Here is an 18,761-nt window from a genome sequence, read left to right as displayed (position 1 = left end):
CAGAATTTATACAGAACCATTAAACACGACGACGTTTTGGTGGACGACATCCGTTATGAGGAACAGGAGTTACATCTCTGATCGCTGTAACTTCAAGTCCTGCAGCCTGTAAAGCACGGATAGCAGCTTCACGTCCAGCACCAGGCCCTTTAACTGTTACTTCTAGTGATTTCAAACCATGTTCCATTCCAGTTTTAGCAGCTGTTTCAGCAGCCATTTGTGCAGCGAATGGAGTAGATTTACGTGATCCTCTGAACCCAAGAGCTCCAGCTGAAGACCAAGAAAGTGCATTACCTTGTGAATCAGTAATAGTTACGATTGTATTATTAAATGTAGAACGAATGTGTGCAATACCAGTTTCAATATTCTTTTTCACACGACGTTTACGAGTATTAGTTTTACGTGCCATGTTAGAAAGCAACCTCCTTTACAAATTATTTTTTCTTGCCTGCTACAGCTCTACTAGGACCTTTACGCGTACGAGCATTGTTTTTTGTGTTTTGTCCGCGAACAGGGAGCCCACGACGATGACGTAGCCCACGATATGAGCCAATTTCCATCAAACGTTTGATGTTTAAAGAAATGTCACGACGAAGATCACCTTCGACTTTTAATTTATCGATATTATCACGGATCTTACCAAGTTCATCATCTGTAAGATCACGAACACGTGTATCTTCTGAAACACCTGCTTCGGCTAAAATCTTCGAAGCTGTATTTTTTCCAATTCCGAAAATGTAAGTTAAAGCTATTACTACACGTTTTTCACGTGGAATGTCTACACCAGCAATACGTGCCATTGTATAAACGCACCTCCTTCTTATCCTTGTTTTTGTTTATGTTTTGGGTTTTCGCAGATAACCATGACTTTACCTTTTCTGCGAATGATTTTGCACTTCTCACAGATTGGCTTTACTGATGGTCTTACTTTCATTGTTTATAACCTCCTTAGTAGTCCGGAGTGCATTATTTATTTAAACCGATATGTTATTCTTCCGCGTGTTAAATCATACGGGGATAATTCTACAGTAACTCTATCACCAGGAAGAATGCGAATAAAGTGCATGCGGATTTTGCCCGAAACATGAGCAAGTACCGTATGACCATTTTCTAATTCTACCTTAAATGTTGCGTTTGGCAAAGTATCTACTACTTTACCTTCTACTTCAATTACATCTTCTTTCGCCATCAAATTCGTCTCCCTTCTCATCAACTACTTCTTCTACAAACTTCTCAAGTGCCCACCGTAATTTCCCGTTTGTGACTCGGCCGGATTCGATCATGCTATTTTGAATGACCGACGAAACATAGTCATAACATGTAAGATGTTGGATGTTCTTCTTCTTTGGACTATTGAACTTTCTTTTATCACCATCCGCAATAAGAACAAACCGTTCATCGATGTGTTGGATAATAACTGCGAATTGTCCGGCATCTCGCCCTCTGTTAACAAGTACGATTTGACCTATATGCGTTGAATCAAACTCATTCAACTTGATCACCTGCACTCAAATTCTTGTTAGTATCTCGTAACCTGTTTCTGTTATTGCCACTGTATGCTCGAAATGTGCGCACATTTTTCCGTCCATCGTAACGACGGTCCAATTATCCGCCAATGTTCTAACATAGCGACTTCCAGCATTCACCATAGGTTCAATACAAAGTACCATGCCGGGTTTTAAACGAGGTCCTTTATTAGGTGGACCATAATGAGGAATTTGCGGATCTTCATGCAAATCCTGACCAATGCCATGTCCGACGTATTCACGAACAATAGACAAGCCATGTGATTCAACAAATGTTTGAATCGCATGAGATATATTAGAAAGACGTTCGCCTGGTTTTGCTTCTTCCAAGCCGAGATAGAGAGATTTTTCTGTGACGTCCAAAAGTTTTTGAGTATCTTCATCAATGGTCCCGACTGGATACGTCCAAGCTGAGTCTCCATGGTAGCCATTGTAATAAGCTCCGATATCAAGACTAATAATGTCACCATCTTTAAGAATGCGGCTACCTGGTATGCCATGTACAAGCTCTTCATTGACTGAAGCACAAACACTGCCAGAAAAACCATTATATCCTTTAAAGGATGGAGTGGCATCATGCTTTTTGATAAACCCTTCAGCAATTGCATCCAGTTCTAACGTCGTTATTCCTGGTTGTATATGCTTTTGAAGTTCTTGATGAGTCAAAGCAACAATTTTACCAGCTTCACGCATGATTTCCATTTCGCGAGGCGTTTTTGAAATAATCATTACTTCAAACCTTTAAGCAATTCATCAATATTTGAAAAAACTTGATCAATATGCTTTTGTCCATTGATATTTTTCAAATAGCCTTTTGCATTATAAAAATCAAGTAATGGCTGTGTCTGCTTTACATTTACATCAAGTCGATTTTGAACTGTATCAGCATTATCATCTGGTCGTTGATACAACTCACCATTACAACGATCACAAATACCTGTTTTCGCCGGTGGGTTGAATACTAAATGATAAGTAGCACCACAAGTTTTACAAATACGTCGACCTGTAAGACGTTCCATCAAAATACTTTGATCAACATCTATATTGATAACATAGTCGATCTTCTTACCTAAATCGGCAAGTATGCTTTCAAGTGCTTCCGCTTGGGCAACTGTTCTTGGAAACCCATCAAGCAGAAAACCTTTTTCGCAATCTTCTTTGCTCAATCGCTCTCGGACAATACCAATTGTCACTTCATCCGGAACAAGTTCACCTTGATCCATAAAGGACTTAGCTTTTAGACCTAGCGCTGTTCCTTCCTTCATAGCAAGTCGGAACATATCCCCAGTTGAAATGTGGGGCACACCATATTTCCCTACAATTTTATCGGCCTGCGTGCCTTTTCCAGCACCCGGAAGACCCATTAATACTAAGTTCACCCGCAACGCCCCCAAGCATCTAAATGGATTCAGGAACAAACAAATTGTTCCTAAACCATCTCAATTATTTAATGAAGCCTTTGTAGTGTCGCTTCACTAGCTGGGCTTCTAATTGCTTCATTGTATCAAGTGCAACCCCTACTACAATTAGCAATCCGGTTCCCCCAATTTGTGCTGCTTGGGGTAATCCTGCAAATTTAATGAAAAAGACTGGAATAACAGATATACCAGCTAAGAAAATTGCTCCTACAAAGGTTAACCGGTATAGTACTCGAGTTAAATAGTCTTGAGTATTTTTCCCAGGACGAATCCCCGGTATATACCCACCTTGCTTCTTTAAATTTTCTGCTACTTGCTCAGGATTAACTTGAACAAATGCGTAAAAATAAGTAAATGCAAGAATTAATGCTACAAATATAACCATTCCTATTGGCTCTGTATGATCGAAAATACGTTGAATAGTACCTGCAACCTTACTAGAACCAAAAAACGTCGTGATCGTTTGCGGAGTCACCATAAATGCACTTGCGAAAATGACTGGAATAACCCCAGCCGCATTCACTTTTAATGGCAAATGAGTGGATTGTCCGCCAACCGGACTGCGTCCATCCATGCGCTTAGCATATTGGATCGGAATCTTACGTAAAGCCTGTTGAACAAAAACGACACCAACTACGAGTGCAACAATGGCAAGTAACACTAGCAGCATTACAACAATTCTTAAGAAAAGTTGTTCACCTGCACCTTGAAATTGTTCAGCATAAATTAAATTTACAGCGTTTGGTATGCCTGCAACAATCCCAGCAAAAATAATGATGGATATTCCGTTGCCAACACCCTTTGATGTTATTTCTTCACCGAGCCACATGAGAAACGCTGTTCCCGCTGTAAGCACGATCGCAATAGTGAGATACGTACCAATACCTGGGTTCTTAATGAGTTGCAAACCTGTCATCTGATTAAAACCATACGACATGCCCATAGCTTGGATTAAAGCTAGCACAATGGTGAAGTATCGTGTAAACTGAGCCAGCTTACGACGACCAACTTCACCTTGTTTAGACCACTCTGTAAACTTTGGAACTACGTCCATTTGCAAAAGTTGCACGATGATGGATGCGGTAATATAAGGCATAATCCCCATTGCAAAAATAGAAAAGTTTTGCAGGGCGCCTCCGCCAAAGATATTCATGAATCCAAACAAGCTTGCTTGGTCCTGCATTTTAAGTACATTTGCATCAACACTAGGAACTGGTATAAAAGCTCCGATACGAAATACAATTAACATTAACAGGGTGAAAATAATTTTTCTTCTTATATCACCCACGCGCATAAAATTGGAGATTGTCCGAAACATTAAATCACCTCAGTTTTACCGCCGGCAGCTTCAATCGCCTCTATAGCAGCAGAGGAAAATTTGTTTGCTTTTACTGTTAGTTTTTTCTCGATGTTGCCATTAGCAAGGATTTTAATTCCGTATTTTTCTTTACGAACAACACCTGTTTCGATTAGAAGTTCTGGTGTAACTTCCGTACCATCATCAAAGCGATTTAGTGCATCAAGATTTACTATAGCAAACTCTTTGCGATGAATGTTTGTAAATCCACGCTTTGGTAAACGTTGGAATAGAGGAGTTTGACCACCTTCGAATCCGAGACGAACACCGCCGCCAGAACGGGAATTTTGACCATCGTGGCCTCTTCCAGACGTCTTACCGTTGCCTGAACCGATACCTCGGCCAACACGGTTACGCTCTTTGCGAGAACCTTCAGCAGGTTTTAGCTCATGAAGTTTCATTGTTGGCACCTCCTTATTTTTTCATATGAATTATTGCTCTTTAACAGTGATGAGATGGGAAACTCGACTAATCATTCCCCGAATCGCTACGTTGTCATCATGTTCAACAGTTTGATGTAACTTACGTAGTCCAAGTGCCTTTACTGTGTCACGTTGAACTTCAGTACGTCCAATCACGCTGCGAGTGAGGGTAATTGCTAGTTTATTCGCCATTATGTTTCCCTCCTTAACCTAACAGTTCTTCTACTGTTTTATTACGTAATTTCGCTACATCCTCAGCACGTTTTAAATTCTTAATGCCTTCCATTGTTGCACGTACCATATTGATTGGAGTGCTTGAACCAAGTGATTTTGAAGTGATGTCTGCAATACCTGCAAGTTCAAGAACCGCACGAACAGGACCACCTGCAATAACACCAGCACCTTCACTAGCCGGCTTCAATAGAATCTGACCACCGCCGAAACGGCCGATGATTTGATGTGGAATAGTAGTTTCTACGATAGGTACAGCTACTAAGTTTTTCTTAGCGTCTTCGATCGCTTTACGAATTGCGTCAGGTACTTCTTGCGCTTTCCCTGTGCCAAAACCAACGTGACCATTCTTGTCACCGATAACTACAAGTGCAGTAAAGCGGAAACGACGTCCACCTTTTACAACTTTCGCTACTCGATTGACAGTAACAACGCGTTCTTCAAGTTCTAGTTTGTTAGGATCAATTTGAAGCATCTAATTTGTCCCTCCTTTTTCGATTAAAATTCAAGGCCATGCTCACGAGCTGCATCGGCAAGAGCTTTTACACGTCCGTGATACAAATATCCGCCACGATCAAACACAACAGATTTTAGACCTTTTTCTACTGCTCGTTTAGCGATTAATTCGCCAACTTTTTGAGCCGCTTCAACATTTCCAGCAGACTCGATGTTCACTTCTTTATCTAATGTAGATGCATTAGCCAATGTTACGCCGTTTTCATCATCGATCAATTGAGCGTAGATGTTTTTATTCGAACGGTACACGTTTAGACGTGGACGTAGTGTAGTCCCGCTTAATTTCGAACGAACACGTGCGTGTCTTTTTTTGCGTACTTTGTTCCTATCTTGCTTAGTGATCATTTACGAGTCACTCCTTTCAGCGCCTAGGCGGCATTATTTACCTGTTTTACCTTCTTTGCGTCGAACAATTTCACCTTCGTAACGAATTCCTTTACCTTTGTAAGGCTCTGGAGGACGTACTGCACGAATATTAGATGCCAAGGCACCAACTTTTTCTTTATTGTAGCCTTTAACGATAACTTTAGTGTTAACCGGAACTTCGACTTCAACGCCTTCATCTGGATCGAACTCTACTGGATGAGAATATCCAACGTTCAAAACAAGTTTATTACCTTGTTTTTGGGCACGATATCCAACACCAACAAGCTCTAACGTTTTTTCGAATCCTTTAGAAACACCTTCAACCATATTTGCAATTAAAGAACGTGTAGTTCCGTGAATAGAACGATGTTCTTTTGCATCAGATGGTCTAGTAACCGTAATGATGTTAGCTTCTATTTTAATCGCCATATCTGAATTAAATGTGTTAGTTAATTCACCTTTTGGACCTTTAACATTTACTGTTTGTTCATTTAAAGTAACTGTTACGCCAGCAGGAATTTCAATTGGTTTTTTCCCTATACGAGACATTTTACTGCACCTCCGTTCTTCAGAAGAATATTACCAAACGTATGCCAATACTTCTCCGCCAACTTGTTTCACTCTTGCTTCTTTATCAGACACTACGCCTTGAGAAGTAGAAACTAGTGCGATACCAAGTCCGTTAAGCACTTTTGGAACCTCATTAGCTTTTGCGTATACACGTAAACCAGGTTTACTGATTCGTTTAAGGCCTGTAATAACGCGTTCGTTATTTGCACCGTATTTCAAGAAAATACGAATGATGCCTTGTTTATTATCTTCAATATATTCTACGTCACGAACGAAACCTTCACGTTTGAGGATTTCGGCAATTTCTTTCTTGATATTGGAAGCTGGAATTTCCAACTTTTCGTGACGGACCATGTTCGCATTACGAATGCGAGTTAGCAAATCTGCAACTGGATCAGTCATAACCATTTATATTTACCTCCTTCCCAATTTCGGTCTTACCAGCTGGCTTTTTTAACGCCAGGAATTTGACCCTTATATGCAAGTTCACGGAAACAAATACGACAAAGTTTAAATTTACGAATGACGGAATGTGGACGTCCACAGCGTTCGCAGCGAGTATATCCTTGTACTTTAAACTTTGGAGTGCGCTTTTGTTTCACGATCATTGATTTTTTAGCCACGTTTTCGCCTCCCTTATTTAGCGATTACTTTTGGAACGGCATTCCAAATGCAGTCAGTAGTTCACGAGCTTCTTCATCAGTGTTAGCAGTTGTCACGATGACAATATCCATGCCACGCACTTTGCTCACTTTATCATAATCAATCTCAGGGAAGATGAGTTGTTCTTTAATACCTAGTGTATAGTTTCCACGTCCGTCGAATGCTTTTTTAGAAATTCCACGGAAGTCACGTACACGTGGTAGTGATACGGAAACTAACTTATCAAAGAACTCATACATACGTTGTCCGCGAAGAGTAACTTTTGCGCCGATTGGCATACCCTCACGTAAACGAAATCCTGCAATTGAACTTTTAGCTTTAGTAACAACTGGTTTTTGACCAGTGATCAATGTTAATTCTTCGACAGCATTATCCAAAACTTTTGCGTTTTGAACAGCGTCGCCAACACCCATGTTAATAACAATTTTCTCTAATTTCGGTACTTCCATTACGGATTTATAATTGAACTTGCTCATAAGAGAAGGAGTAACTTCTTTTTGAAATTTTTCCTTTAGGCGGTTCATGTCGTGTACCTCCCTTCATTTAGACAGTTTTGACTTTATCCAATAATTCACCGGATTTTTTGGCTACTCGTACAGATACCGACTTTTCGCCATCTTTTGTTTTAACTTGTACTTTTTTATAACCAATTCTAGTTGGTTCATTGGTTTTCGGATCTATTATCATCACGTTAGAAATGTGAATGGATGCTTCTTGGCTGTTGATTCCACCTTGAGGGTTTTCCTGTGAAGGTTTTGAATGTTTTTTAACAATATTAACACCTTCAACTAACACTCGGTCCTTCTTAGGGAACGCAGCTAAAATTGTACCAGTTTTACCTTTATCTTTACCGGTGATAACCATTACCTTGTCACCTTTTTTGACATGCATTGAATCGCACCTCCTTGAATGGATGAGTCTGATTTATTAAAGAACTTCTGGAGCTAAAGATACGATTTTCATGAAATTGTTATCTCGAAGTTCGCGTGCTACAGGGCCAAAGATACGAGTTCCACGAGGTGCTTTATCATCACGAATGATAACACATGCATTTTCGTCGAACTTGATATAAGAACCGTCTACACGGCGAGCACCTGTTTTTGTACGAACAATAACAGCTTTTACAATTTCACCTTTTTTAACAACGCCACCTGGTGTTGCTTGTTTCACTGTACAGACGATAACATCGCCAATATTCGCTGTCTTACGGCCTGAACCGCCTAAGACTTTGATTGTCAAAACTTCACGTGCACCAGAGTTATCTGCTACTTTTAAACGAGATTCTTGTTGAATCATCTAGTTTACCTCCCTTCGGAAAGCATGTATCCGAAACTTTAATTAGATAATAACTGCCTTCTCAACGACCTCTAGTAAACGGAAGCGTTTTGTTGCTGACAGTGGACGTGTCTCCATGATACGTACTACATCACCAATTTTTGCTTCGTTTTGCTCGTCATGAGCTTTAAACTTCTTAGAGTACTTTAGTCGTTTGCCATACAGAGAATGTTTTTTTTGCGTTTCAACCATTACAGTTACGGTCTTATCCATCTTGTCGGAAACAACGCGTCCTGTATATACTTTACGTTGGTTGCGTTCACTCATTCTGCAAACCTCCTCTCAATTATCGATTGTTAACTTCGAGTTCTCTCTCACGAATCACTGTTTTCCCACGAGCAATACCTTTACGAACTTCGCGAAGGCGAGCAGTATTTTCAAGCTGCCCTGTTGCCAATTGGAAACGAAGGTTGAAGAGTTCTTCCTTCAAAGATTTTACATTTTGCTCGATTTCGGCAGTGGTCAAATCACGGATTTCTTTAGCCTTCATTACGGTCACCACCAATTTCTTCTCGTTTTACAAACTTACATTTAATAGGAAGTTTGTGCGCTGCAAGACGAAGCGCTTCACGTGCCACCTCTTCTGATACGCCAGCAATTTCAAACATGATTTTCCCAGGTTTTACTACTGCTACCCAACCTTCAGGAGCACCTTTACCGGAACCCATACGTACTTCTAGTGGTTTAGCTGTATACGGTTTGTGAGGGAAAATTTTAATCCAAACTTTACCGCCACGTTTCATAAAGCGAGTCATCGCAATCCTAGCAGCTTCAATTTGACGACTAGTAATCCATTCAGCTTCTAGAGCCTGTAGACCATATTCACCAAAAGATACTTCTGTGCCACCTTTTGCACGACCGCGCATTTTTCCGCGATGTTCGCGACGATATTTAACGCGTTTAGGCATTAACATGATTATTTTCCTCCTTCCACAGATTTTTTCTTTTCTGGAAGGATCTCTCCACGATAAATCCATACTTTGACGCCGAGTTTGCCGTAAGTTGTATCTGCTTCAGCATGTGCATAATCTATATCAGCGCGAAGTGTATGAAGTGGAACTGTTCCTTCGCTATAATGTTCCGAACGAGCAATGTCTGCTCCGCCTAGACGACCGGATACCATTGTTTTAATTCCTTGAGCCCCTGAACGCATTGTACGTTGAATTGCTTGTTTTTGCGCACGACGGAAAGATACACGATTTTCCAATTGGCGTGCAATATTCTCAGCAACCAATTTTGCATCGAGGTCTGCTCTTTTAATTTCAATAATATTAATATGAACTCGTTTGTTTGTTAATTGGTTCAACGCTTTACGAAGAGCTTCAACTTCACTTCCACCTTTACCGATAACCATTCCTGGTTTCGCCGTGTGGATTGAAATATTGATACGGTTTGCTGCGCGCTCAATTTCAATTTTTGAAACAGATGCATCAACAAGACGTTTTGTAATATATTCACGAACCTTGATGTCTTCGTGCAGTAAAGTAGCATAATCTTTTTCAGCGTACCATTTTGATTCCCAGTCGCGAATTATACCGATACGCATACCAATTGGATTAATTTTTTGACCCACGAATTATCCCTCCTTTTTTTCTGATACCACAATTGTAATGTGGCTTGTGCGCTTGTTAATTTGGCTAGCACGGCCCTGTGCACGCGGGCGGAAACGTTTCATTGTTGGACCTTCGTCAACAAATACTTCGGCTACCAATAAGTTATTAATATCCATATCATAATTGTGTTCTGCGTTAGCAACAGCAGAATTCAATAATTTTTCTACAATAGGTGATGCAGCTCTTGGTGTTAGTTTTAAAATAGCAACTGCTTCGCCCACTTGCTTTCCTCGAATAAGATCAACTACTAAGCGAGCTTTACGAGGAGCAATTCTAACTGTTCTTGCAACAGCTTTTGCTTGCATTGGGATGCCCTCCTCTCATTTAGCGTCTTGTTTTTTTGTCATCTGCGGCATGACCTCTGTATGTGCGCGTTGGTGCAAATTCACCGAGCTTATGGCCTACCATATCTTCGCTGATATATACAGGTACATGTTTGCGGCCGTCATAGACTGCAATCGTATGTCCGATAAATGTCGGAAAAATCGTCGAACGACGTGACCAAGTTTTTACAACTTGTTTCTTGTCTACCTCATTCAATTTCTCGATTTTGTTCATTAAGTGATCATCTACAAAAGGCCCTTTTTTAAGGCTACGTCCCATGGTTGAACCTCCCTTCGCAACTGTGCTACGGCTCCACTGAACCGTAGGACAATCCCGTTATTTTTTCCGACGACGTACAATAAATTTATCTGTTTTGTTATTTTTCTTACGCGTTTTGTAACCAAGTGTCGGTTTACCCCATGGTGTAACAGGTGACTTACGACCAATTGGCGTACGTCCTTCCCCACCACCGTGCGGATGATCGTTCGGGTTCATAACAGAACCACGGACATGTGGTCTTTTACCCAACCAACGTGAGCGACCAGCCTTACCGATTGTAACAAGTTCGTGTTGTTCATTACCTACTTGACCTATAGTTGCACGACAAGTTGTAAGAATCATACGTACCTCACCTGAGTTCAAACGAACAAGAACGTACTTCGTTCCTTCTTTACCAAGTACTTGTGCAGATGTTCCTGCTGAGCGGACTAATTGTCCACCTTTACCTGGTTTTAACTCAATATTATGAACAACCGTACCAACTGGAATGTTTGCAAGTGGAAGTGTGTTACCTACTTTAATGTCAGCTTCTGGGCCAGACATTATTTCCATGCCTACTTTCAAGTTTTTCGGTGCTATAATGTATCGCTTTTCACCATCAGTATAATGGATAAGAGCAATATTCGCTGAACGATTCGGATCATACTCAATTGTAGCAACGCGTCCAGGTATACCATCTTTCACGCGTTTAAAGTCAATCACTCTGTATTGACGCTTATGACCGCCGCCGCGATGACGAACTGTAGTCCTACCTTGATTGTTTCGGCCGCCTTTTCTGTGAAGTGGCTCAAGTAAAGTTTTTTCTGGTTTATCAGTTGTAAGGTCAGAAAAATCTAAGCTTGTCATATTACGACGTCCGTTGGAGGTAGGTTTGTATTTTTTGATCGCCATTTTTTTCCCTCCTCTACTTTTTTAGTTGTTGCATATATTAAACTTCAAAGAATTCGATTTCTTTGCTGTCTTGAGTTAAAGTAACGACTGCTTTACGACGTTTATTTGTATAACCACCAAAACGGCCCATACGCTTAAACTTGCCTTTGTAATTCAATACGTTAACTTTGGCTACTTTTACGCCAAAGATGCTTTCAACGGCATCTTTCACTTGTGTTTTATTCGCCTTTACATCAACTTCGAATGTATATTTCTTTTCTGCCGTCAGCTCCATAGAACGTTCGGTAATAACGGGGCGCTTAAGAACATCACGTGCATCCATTATCCAAGCACCTCCTCTACTTTTTCAACTGCGGCTTTCGTCATGATTAATGTGTTATGACCTACAACATCTAACACGTTGAGGGCACCTGCATCAATCACAGTCACTCCTGGAATATTTCTTGCTGAAAGTGCTACGTTCTCATCGAGTGTATCAGTTATAATTAGTGCTTTTTTACCTACAGGTAGGTTAGCAAGCACATTAGCAAATTCTTTTGTTTTTGGTGCATCAAAAGATAGTGCATCTAATACTAGTAGACTTTCTTCCGAAATTTTTGTAGAAAGAGCAGACTTAATTGCCAAGCGACGTACCTTTTTAGGCAGTTTATAACTATAGCTACGTGGAACCGGTCCAAATACTGTACCGCCGCCAACCCATTGTGGTGAACGAATGGAACCTTGACGGGCACGGCCTGTTCCTTTTTGACGCCAAGGTTTACGTCCGCCGCCGCGTACTTCACCACGAGTTTTCACTTTAGAAGTCCCTTGTCTTAATGAAGCTCTTTGCATCACAATTGCTTCAAACAACACTGCGTTGTTAGGTTCAATACCAAATACAGATTCATTGAGTTCGATTTCTCCAACTTTTGAGCCTGCTTGATTATATAATGCTACTTTCGGCATTCTTATTTCCTCCTTTCTTTAACTTTTCTTATCTCACTTTGATTCCTGTTTTAATTTCAATTAGAGCCTTTTTAGGTCCCGGAACATTTCCTTTTACTAAGATCAGGTTACGTTCTGTATCTACCTTAACAATAGGTAAGTTTTGAATTGTAATTCTTTCTCCACCCATGCGTCCTGGCAATAATTTTTGTTTAAACACGCGCGCACCATCTACAGCACCCATTGAACCTGGTCGACGATGGAAACGAGAACCATGGGACATAGGTCCGCGAGATTGTCCGTGGCGTTTAATAACACCTTGGAATCCTTTACCTTTAGAAATTCCTGATACATCTACTACATCGCCTTCTGCAAATATATCAACTTTGACTTCTTGACCAACTTCGTACTCATCTACGTTTAGTCCGTTAAATTCACGGATGAAGCGCTTAGGAGTAGAGTTTGCTTTCGCAAAATGTCCTTTAGCTGGCTTGTTAGCAAGCTTTTCACGCTTATCATCAAAACCAAACTGAACTGCTTCATATCCATCAGTTTCAATTGTTTTCTTTTGAAGAACTACGTTTGGAGCAGCTTCGATTACTGTTACCGGAATTAATTCTCCGTTTTCAGCAAAAACCTGCGTCATACCAATTTTTCTACCTAAGATTCCTTTGGTCATAAGTCACACCTCCTGTTAATATCTATCATTTATTTATTAAAGTTTAATTTCAATGTCAACGCCTGACGGCAGGTCCAATCTCATCAATGAGTCTACTGTTTGTGGTGTAGGGTTGATGATATCAATTAGACGTTTATGTGTGCGCATTTCAAACTGCTCACGTGAATCCTTATATTTGTGCACCGCACGAAGGATCGTGTAAATGCTTTTCTCAGTTGGCAACGGAATCGGCCCTGAGACATTTGCACCCGAACGTTTTGCTGTTTCAACGATTTTTTCTGCTGACTGATCTAGAATTCTGTGATCATATGCCTTCAATCTGATACGAATCTTTTGTTTTGCCATTACTTTCCCTCCTTTTCGCCTATTTTTAAAATAGACATACTCCATGGAAATTTCCCACACACTCGCCATGGCAAAGCGGCCGGGTGTGTCAGCAACCTTCCATTTCATTGCAGTCAAAGACCAACGTTGTCTATTATACAGAAAATATAAAGCAGATGCAAGATTTTTTTTACAACATACATTTACACTTTCACACCCCTACAATTATACAGAGTTAGGCAGGCAAAATCAAGTCCTATTTAACTATGCACTTAATAATCATATAAAAGAGTTGTCTTTTCAAATTCAATAGCTAGAATACTGATTAACAGTTCTTAGATATAATCATTAGTTCATGCTCATCAAAGTTAAACAAAGTATATATTTATGTATTTTCTCTTTTGATTCAAAAAGAAAGAGCAAATGGATTAAAGTCCATTTGCTCTTTCAATACATTCATTTATTACGCTTGGATTGTTGCTACAACGCCAGCGCCTACTGTACGTCCACCTTCACGGATTGAGAATTTAGTACCTTCTTCAATCGCGATTGCAGAGATAAGTTCAACAGTCATTTCAACGTTGTCTCCAGGCATTACCATTTCTACTCCTTCAGGAAGATTACAAATTCCTGTTACATCCGTAGTACGGAAGTAGAATTGTGGGCGGTAGTTAGTGAAGAATGGAGTATGACGTCCACCTTCATCTTTTGAAAGAACATAAACTTCCGCTTTAAACTTTGTATGTGGAGTGATTGTACCAGGCTTAGCCAAAACTTGACCACGTTGGATATCTTCACGAGCCACACCACGAAGTAGTGCTCCAATGTTGTCACCAGCTTCTGCATAGTCAAGAAGTTTACGGAACATTTCTACTCCAGTAACAACAACTTTTTTGTTTTCTTCTTGAAGTCCGATGATTTCTACTTCTTCACCGACTTTAACTTGTCCACGCTCTACACGACCTGTTGCAACTGTTCCACGACCAGTGATTGAGAATACATCCTCAATTGGCATCATGAATGGTTTGTCAGTTTGACGTGTTGGAGTTGGGATATATTCGTCAACAGCAGCCATCAATTCGATAACTTTTTCTTCCCACTCAGCTTCTCCTTCTAGTGCTTTAAGAGCAGAACCTTTAACAACAGGAATGTCGTCGCCAGGGAAGTCGTAATCTGAAAGAAGGTCACGGATCTCCATTTCTACTAATTCTAGAAGTTCTTCATCATCAACCATGTCACATTTATTCATAAATACTACGAAGTATGGAACACCAACTTGACGAGAAAGAAGGATATGCTCACGAGTTTGTGGCATTGGACCATCTGCAGCAGATACTACAAGGATAGCTCCGTCCATTTGCGCAGCACCAGTAATCATGTTTTTCACATAGTCAGCGTGACCTGGGCAGTCTACGTGTGCATAGTGACGCTTTTCAGTTTCGTATTCTACGTGTGAAGTGGAAATTGTAATTCCACGTTCGCGTTCTTCTGGAGCATTGTCAATCATGTCGTATCCTTTTGCATCTCCGCCTGAACGTTTAGCAAGAACCGTAGTGATTGCAGCAGTTAAAGTTGTTTTACCATGGTCAACGTGACCTAGAGTACCAATATTCGCATGTTCCTTGGAACGATCAAATTTTTCCTTACCCATTTGAAAATCCTCCTTTAAATTAAGAAAATAGTAATGATGCGTGTGCGCTTTAAAGCTGACGAGTCAACCATAAAGCCACACAATGCATATCTAATAGTAGTTATACTCGATTAACGGTTTTAAATCAATTATTGTCCGCTATTCTTTTTAATAATTTCTTCTGCAATTGATTTTGGCACTTCTTCGTAATGATCAAATTGCATAGAATATGTTCCACGTCCTTGTGTATTAGAACGAAGGGATGTTGCATATCCAAACATTTCAGCAAGTGGCACAAATGCATGTACAACTTGCGCATTTCCACGAGCTTCCATACCATCTACGCGTCCACGACGTGAAGTGATATCACCCATGATATCCCCAAGGTATTCTTCAGGCATTGTAATTTCAACGCTTACCAGTGGCTCTAACAATACAGGGTTACATTTCTTCGCTGCATTTTTAAGCGCCATAGAAGCAGCAATTTTAAATGCCATCTCGTTTGAGTCAACGTCATGGTATGAACCATCAAATAGTTTTGCCTTAACATCAATCAGTGGATAGCCGGCTATAACACCGTTAGACATTGAATCTTCTAGACCAGCTTGTACAGCAGGGACATATTCACGTGGAACAACCCCTCCGACAATACCGTTGACAAACTCAAAGCCTTTCCCTTCTTCATTTGGAGAGAATTCAATCCAAACGTGTCCAAATTGTCCACGTCCACCAGATTGACGGATAAACTTACCTTCAACTTCCGCAGTTGTACGGAACGTTTCACGATAAGAAACCTGTGGTGCACCTACATTTGCTTCTACTTTAAATTCTCGTCTCATACGGTCAACTAGAACGTCAAGGTGAAGCTCACCCATTCCCGAAATGACAACTTGACCAGTTTCAGGGTTTGTTTCCGCACGGAATGTCGGATCTTCTTCCTGAAGCTTTCCAAGCGCTGTACCCATTTTATCTTGGTCCGCTTTTGATTTTGGCTCAATTGCAACCGAGATAACAGGTTCAGGGAATTCCATAGACTCAAGAATAACTAAATTCTTTTCATCACATAAAGTATCACCTGTACCAGTGTCTTTTAAGCCAACTGCAGCAGCGATGTCTCCGCTGTATGCATTAGTAATTTCTTCACGATGGTTAGCGTGCATTTGTAAGATACGACCAATTCGTTCACGTTTACCCTTCGTAGAGTTCTGAACGTATGATCCAGAGACCAATGTTCCAGAATATACACGGAAGAATGTAAGACGTCCAACAAACGGGTCAGTCATAACTTTAAATGCAAGTGCTGAAAATGGTGCACTATCATCAGCAGGGCGAGTTACTTCTTCGTCTGTGCCAGGAACAGTACCCTTCATAGGAAGGATGTCAGTTGGAGCTGGTAAGTAATCTATTACTGCATCAAGCATCTTTTGAACACCTTTGTTTTTAAAAGCAGTTCCACATAACACTGGATAGAATTCTACTTTCAGTGTCGCTTCACGAATTGCAGCTTTTAACTCTTCGTTGGAGATTTCTTCTCCTTCGAGATATTTCATCATTAAATCTTCATCAAAATCAGCTACAGCTTCAATTAATCTTCCGCGAAGCTCTTCTGCTTGTTCTTGAAGATCTTCTGGGATTTCTCCCTCAACAGCATCAAGTGCCTCGTCTCCCTCGTAAAACCAAGCTTTCATTTCTACGAGATCCACCATACCTTTAAAAGTGTCTTCTGCACCAATCGGAAGTTGGATTGGATGAGCGTTTGCCATCAAGCGCTCATGAATTGTTTTCACTGAGTAAAGGAAGTCAGCACCTGTTTTGTCCATTTTATTAACGAATACAATACGCGGAACGCCATAAGTAGTAGCTTGGCGCCAAACTGTTTCAGTTTGTGGTTCAACGCCCGATTGAGCGTCAAGTACAGTTACAGCACCATCAAGTACACGTAATGAACGTTCAACTTCTACAGTGAAGTCTACGTGTCCAGGTGTATCGATGATGTTAACACGGTGGCCATTCCATTGTGCAGTTGTTGCCGCAGAAGTAATAGTGATACCGCGTTCCTGTTCCTGTTCCATCCAGTCCATTTGCGACGCACCTTCATGAGTTTCCCCAATTTTATGAATGCGTCCTGTATAGAAAAGTATACGCTCGGTTGTTGTTGTTTTACCGGCATCAATATGAGCCATAATTCCGATATTACGCGTCTTTTCTAAGGAGAACTCTCTAGCCATCTCGTATTTCTCCTTCCTGGGATGAAAATGAATTGATAACTCTTTTAGAGCAAATTACCAGCGATAATGAGCAAATGCTTTATTTGCTTCCGCCATTTTATGCGTTTCTTCACGTTTTTTAACAGCTGCACCAGTATTATTTGCAGCATCTAGGATCTCATTAGCAAGACGCTCTTCCATCGTTTTCTCTCCGCGCTTGCGTGAGAAGCTTACTAACCAACGAAGTCCAAGTGTTGAACGTCGTTCAGGACGAACTTCAACTGGTACTTGATAATTCGCTCCACCAACTCGGCGTGCTTTTACTTCTAAAACTGGCATGATGTTTTTAAGGGCTTGATCAAATACTTCCATTGCATCTTTACCCGAACGTTCTTGGATAATATCGAATGCAGAATAGATAATAGATTGAGCTTTACCTCTTTTTCCATCTACCATTAATTTATTAATTAAACGTGTAACGATCTTTGAATTGTGTATCGGATCAGGTAACACATCTCTTTTTGTAACAGGACCTTTTCGTGGCATTATATTTCCTCCTTTCAAACGAAACTATGAGTTTCAATGATTTACTTTTTTGCTTTTGGACGCTTTGCGCCATATTTAGAACGGCTTTGTTTACGATTTTCAACACCAGCAGTGTCAAGTGCACCACGAACGATGTGATAACGTACACCCGGTAAGTCTTTTACACGACCTCCACGAATGAGCACAACACTATGTTCTTGTAGGTTATGACCAATTCCCGGAATATAAGCTGTTACCTCGATTCCGTTAGTCAAACGCACACGAGCATATTTACGAAGGGCCGAGTTCGGCTTCTTCGGTGTCATTGTACCAACACGAGTACAAACACCACGTTTTTGAGGTGAAGATACATTCGTATTCGCTTTTTTGAAGCTGTTATAGCCTTTATTAAGTGCAGGTGAATCGGAAGTAGTTGATTTAGTCTTCCTTGGTTTACGCACTAGTTGATTAATAGTAGGCATGATTATTCCTCCTTTCGTTCTTTTTCTTAAGCCCACACATCCAGGTGGTTCTTTTTAGGGCAAAAAACAAGTTTTCACAGTCTATTGATCTGCAAAAACACCTCTATTGGATAATGGCAACAGTTGTTGCTCTTACATCAATACCGCATGCTTTTCCAAGCTTTTTCATGGAATCCACTTTTATAATAGGTACATCCATTTCATTAGCTATAAAAATTATATTGTCCGTAATACGAGGATCTGCATCCAGAGCCACGAAAACTTCCTTCACATGCCCAGATTTGAGAGCTCTTACTGTTTGTTTCGTTCCTACGATTAGATTTGATGCCTGTAACACTTTTTCATAAGACATTTTGCATATCCTCCAAAGTAACAGGTTAATGATAGGAGCACCTTGAATATAGTAACATCTGAAATTTCTAATGTCAATAGATATCAACATATATTTTTAAATTATACGCCGGCTTTTCGCCGGCGCA

The 18,761-nt window shown here is 40.5% G+C and carries 34 protein-coding genes; all 34 read right to left on the bottom strand.

The features are described from left to right. Positions 1–19 precede the first annotated feature (19 nt). The 34 genes from rpsK to MHB53_RS16585 all read right to left on the bottom strand — a co-directional run bounded on the left by rpsK (position 20) and on the right by MHB53_RS16585 (position 18,634). A complete protein-coding gene (gene rpsK, locus MHB53_RS16750; protein WP_066145285.1) occupies positions 20–409 on the bottom strand; it encodes a 30S ribosomal protein S11 in 390 nt (129 codons plus the stop codon). A gap of 25 nt (positions 410–434) precedes the next feature. After that, positions 435–800: a 30S ribosomal protein S13 gene (rpsM, locus tag MHB53_RS16745; protein ID WP_340920453.1), complete on the bottom strand. Its 366-nt coding sequence runs from the start codon at positions 798–800 to the stop codon at positions 435–437. 20 nt (positions 801–820) lie between these two features. Then, complete coding sequence (gene rpmJ / locus MHB53_RS16740) at positions 821–934, bottom strand: 50S ribosomal protein L36 (protein WP_016205879.1); 114 nt, start codon at positions 932–934, stop codon at positions 821–823. Positions 935–970: 36 nt separating this feature from the next. Then, on the bottom strand, positions 971–1,189 hold the full coding sequence (gene infA / locus MHB53_RS16735) for a translation initiation factor IF-1 (RefSeq protein ID WP_066145280.1): 219 nt from the start codon (positions 1,187–1,189) through the stop codon (positions 971–973). Continuing rightward, positions 1,167–1,493 carry a KOW domain-containing RNA-binding protein gene (locus MHB53_RS16730; RefSeq protein WP_340920420.1) on the bottom strand — a complete coding sequence of 109 codons (327 nt, stop codon included), beginning with the start codon at positions 1,491–1,493 and terminating at the stop codon, positions 1,167–1,169. Before MHB53_RS16730 ends, infA begins: the two co-directional genes overlap by 23 nt. Before the next feature lie 15 nt (positions 1,494–1,508). Continuing rightward, positions 1,509–2,255, bottom strand: coding sequence for a type I methionyl aminopeptidase (map, locus tag MHB53_RS16725; protein WP_340920418.1), 747 nt, complete (start codon positions 2,253–2,255; stop codon positions 1,509–1,511). Then, positions 2,255–2,905, bottom strand: coding sequence for an adenylate kinase (locus MHB53_RS16720; protein ID WP_340920415.1), 651 nt, complete (start codon positions 2,903–2,905; stop codon positions 2,255–2,257). Before MHB53_RS16720 ends, map begins: the two co-directional genes overlap by 1 nt. A gap of 64 nt (positions 2,906–2,969) precedes the next feature. Then, the gene (secY, locus tag MHB53_RS16715) at positions 2,970–4,262 is read right to left on the bottom strand and encodes a preprotein translocase subunit SecY (protein WP_340920414.1); all 1,293 of its coding nucleotides are present in this window, start codon (positions 4,260–4,262) and stop codon (positions 2,970–2,972) included. Then, positions 4,262–4,702 carry a 50S ribosomal protein L15 gene (gene rplO / locus MHB53_RS16710; RefSeq protein WP_340920412.1) on the bottom strand — a complete coding sequence of 147 codons (441 nt, stop codon included), beginning with the start codon at positions 4,700–4,702 and terminating at the stop codon, positions 4,262–4,264. The genes secY and rplO overlap by 1 nt, the downstream gene beginning before the upstream one ends. 30 nt (positions 4,703–4,732) lie before the next feature. After that, positions 4,733–4,915: a 50S ribosomal protein L30 gene (rpmD, locus tag MHB53_RS16705; protein ID WP_340920409.1), complete on the bottom strand. Its 183-nt coding sequence runs from the start codon at positions 4,913–4,915 to the stop codon at positions 4,733–4,735. Positions 4,916–4,928: 13 nt separating this feature from the next. Continuing rightward, on the bottom strand, positions 4,929–5,429 hold the full coding sequence (rpsE, locus tag MHB53_RS16700) for a 30S ribosomal protein S5 (RefSeq protein ID WP_340920407.1): 501 nt from the start codon (positions 5,427–5,429) through the stop codon (positions 4,929–4,931). A gap of 23 nt (positions 5,430–5,452) precedes the next feature. Continuing rightward, positions 5,453–5,815, bottom strand: coding sequence for a 50S ribosomal protein L18 (gene rplR / locus MHB53_RS16695; RefSeq protein ID WP_340920405.1), 363 nt, complete (start codon positions 5,813–5,815; stop codon positions 5,453–5,455). A 33-nt stretch (positions 5,816–5,848) separates the two neighbouring features. Beyond that, positions 5,849–6,385 (bottom strand): 50S ribosomal protein L6, encoded by a 537-nt coding sequence (gene rplF, locus MHB53_RS16690; protein ID WP_340920403.1) that lies wholly within the window; start codon positions 6,383–6,385, stop codon positions 5,849–5,851. A gap of 30 nt (positions 6,386–6,415) precedes the next feature. Continuing rightward, complete coding sequence (gene rpsH / locus MHB53_RS16685; protein WP_340920400.1) at positions 6,416–6,814, bottom strand: 30S ribosomal protein S8; 399 nt, start codon at positions 6,812–6,814, stop codon at positions 6,416–6,418. Positions 6,815–6,843: 29 nt separating this feature from the next. Further along, on the bottom strand, positions 6,844–7,029 hold the full coding sequence (gene rpsN / locus MHB53_RS16680; protein WP_066145251.1) for a 30S ribosomal protein S14: 186 nt from the start codon (positions 7,027–7,029) through the stop codon (positions 6,844–6,846). 24 nt (positions 7,030–7,053) lie between these two features. Continuing rightward, positions 7,054–7,593, bottom strand: a complete 540-nt coding sequence (gene rplE / locus MHB53_RS16675) for a 50S ribosomal protein L5 (RefSeq protein WP_340920398.1) — start codon at positions 7,591–7,593, stop codon at positions 7,054–7,056. A 19-nt stretch (positions 7,594–7,612) separates the two neighbouring features. Continuing rightward, positions 7,613–7,960, bottom strand: a complete 348-nt coding sequence (rplX, locus tag MHB53_RS16670; RefSeq protein ID WP_340920396.1) for a 50S ribosomal protein L24 — start codon at positions 7,958–7,960, stop codon at positions 7,613–7,615. Between the two features lie 36 nt (positions 7,961–7,996). Continuing rightward, positions 7,997–8,365: a 50S ribosomal protein L14 gene (rplN, locus tag MHB53_RS16665; protein ID WP_066145242.1), complete on the bottom strand. Its 369-nt coding sequence runs from the start codon at positions 8,363–8,365 to the stop codon at positions 7,997–7,999. A 42-nt stretch (positions 8,366–8,407) separates the two neighbouring features. Further along, a complete protein-coding gene (rpsQ, locus tag MHB53_RS16660; protein WP_340920394.1) occupies positions 8,408–8,671 on the bottom strand; it encodes a 30S ribosomal protein S17 in 264 nt (87 codons plus the stop codon). Positions 8,672–8,690: 19 nt separating this feature from the next. Beyond that, the gene (gene rpmC / locus MHB53_RS16655) at positions 8,691–8,894 is read right to left on the bottom strand and encodes a 50S ribosomal protein L29 (RefSeq protein WP_066145236.1); all 204 of its coding nucleotides are present in this window, start codon (positions 8,892–8,894) and stop codon (positions 8,691–8,693) included. Beyond that, positions 8,884–9,318: a 50S ribosomal protein L16 gene (rplP, locus tag MHB53_RS16650; RefSeq protein ID WP_066145233.1), complete on the bottom strand. Its 435-nt coding sequence runs from the start codon at positions 9,316–9,318 to the stop codon at positions 8,884–8,886. The genes rpmC and rplP overlap by 11 nt, the downstream gene beginning before the upstream one ends. A 2-nt stretch (positions 9,319–9,320) precedes the next feature. Then, on the bottom strand, positions 9,321–9,977 hold the full coding sequence (gene rpsC / locus MHB53_RS16645; RefSeq protein ID WP_340920385.1) for a 30S ribosomal protein S3: 657 nt from the start codon (positions 9,975–9,977) through the stop codon (positions 9,321–9,323). 3 nt (positions 9,978–9,980) lie between these two features. Beyond that, positions 9,981–10,322, bottom strand: coding sequence for a 50S ribosomal protein L22 (gene rplV, locus MHB53_RS16640; RefSeq protein WP_340920382.1), 342 nt, complete (start codon positions 10,320–10,322; stop codon positions 9,981–9,983). 19 nt (positions 10,323–10,341) lie between these two features. After that, the gene (rpsS, locus tag MHB53_RS16635) at positions 10,342–10,620 is read right to left on the bottom strand and encodes a 30S ribosomal protein S19 (RefSeq protein WP_340920380.1); all 279 of its coding nucleotides are present in this window, start codon (positions 10,618–10,620) and stop codon (positions 10,342–10,344) included. A gap of 57 nt (positions 10,621–10,677) precedes the next feature. After that, positions 10,678–11,511 carry a 50S ribosomal protein L2 gene (gene rplB / locus MHB53_RS16630; protein WP_340920378.1) on the bottom strand — a complete coding sequence of 278 codons (834 nt, stop codon included), beginning with the start codon at positions 11,509–11,511 and terminating at the stop codon, positions 10,678–10,680. 37 nt (positions 11,512–11,548) lie between these two features. Continuing rightward, on the bottom strand, positions 11,549–11,836 hold the full coding sequence (gene rplW / locus MHB53_RS16625; RefSeq protein ID WP_340924786.1) for a 50S ribosomal protein L23: 288 nt from the start codon (positions 11,834–11,836) through the stop codon (positions 11,549–11,551). Continuing rightward, positions 11,833–12,456, bottom strand: a complete 624-nt coding sequence (rplD, locus tag MHB53_RS16620) for a 50S ribosomal protein L4 (protein WP_340920376.1) — start codon at positions 12,454–12,456, stop codon at positions 11,833–11,835. Before rplD ends, rplW begins: the two co-directional genes overlap by 4 nt. Positions 12,457–12,484: 28 nt before the next feature. Next, entirely contained in the window at positions 12,485–13,114 is a 630-nt protein-coding gene (gene rplC, locus MHB53_RS16615) for a 50S ribosomal protein L3 (RefSeq protein WP_340920375.1), read from the bottom strand. 36 nt (positions 13,115–13,150) lie between these two features. Further along, positions 13,151–13,459, bottom strand: a complete 309-nt coding sequence (gene rpsJ / locus MHB53_RS16610) for a 30S ribosomal protein S10 (protein WP_340920372.1) — start codon at positions 13,457–13,459, stop codon at positions 13,151–13,153. A 442-nt stretch (positions 13,460–13,901) separates the two neighbouring features. Continuing rightward, positions 13,902–15,089 carry an elongation factor Tu gene (tuf, locus tag MHB53_RS16605; protein ID WP_340920370.1) on the bottom strand — a complete coding sequence of 396 codons (1,188 nt, stop codon included), beginning with the start codon at positions 15,087–15,089 and terminating at the stop codon, positions 13,902–13,904. A gap of 128 nt (positions 15,090–15,217) precedes the next feature. After that, the gene (fusA, locus tag MHB53_RS16600; RefSeq protein WP_340920367.1) at positions 15,218–17,296 is read right to left on the bottom strand and encodes an elongation factor G; all 2,079 of its coding nucleotides are present in this window, start codon (positions 17,294–17,296) and stop codon (positions 15,218–15,220) included. Between the two features lie 54 nt (positions 17,297–17,350). Next, positions 17,351–17,821: a 30S ribosomal protein S7 gene (gene rpsG, locus MHB53_RS16595; protein WP_340920366.1), complete on the bottom strand. Its 471-nt coding sequence runs from the start codon at positions 17,819–17,821 to the stop codon at positions 17,351–17,353. A 41-nt stretch (positions 17,822–17,862) separates the two neighbouring features. Then, complete coding sequence (gene rpsL, locus MHB53_RS16590) at positions 17,863–18,282, bottom strand: 30S ribosomal protein S12 (RefSeq protein WP_340920364.1); 420 nt, start codon at positions 18,280–18,282, stop codon at positions 17,863–17,865. A 103-nt stretch (positions 18,283–18,385) separates the two neighbouring features. Next, on the bottom strand, positions 18,386–18,634 hold the full coding sequence (locus tag MHB53_RS16585) for a 50S ribosomal protein L7ae-like protein (protein ID WP_340920362.1): 249 nt from the start codon (positions 18,632–18,634) through the stop codon (positions 18,386–18,388). Positions 18,635–18,761: the final 127 nt, after the last annotated feature.

It is taken from the genome of Bacillus sp. FSL K6-3431 (assembly GCF_038002605.1).
Lineage (GTDB): Bacteria > Bacillota > Bacilli > Bacillales > Bacillaceae_C > Lederbergia.
Note: the sequence above shows the minus strand (reverse complement) of the source record. Positions and strands in the feature narration are given on the sequence as shown.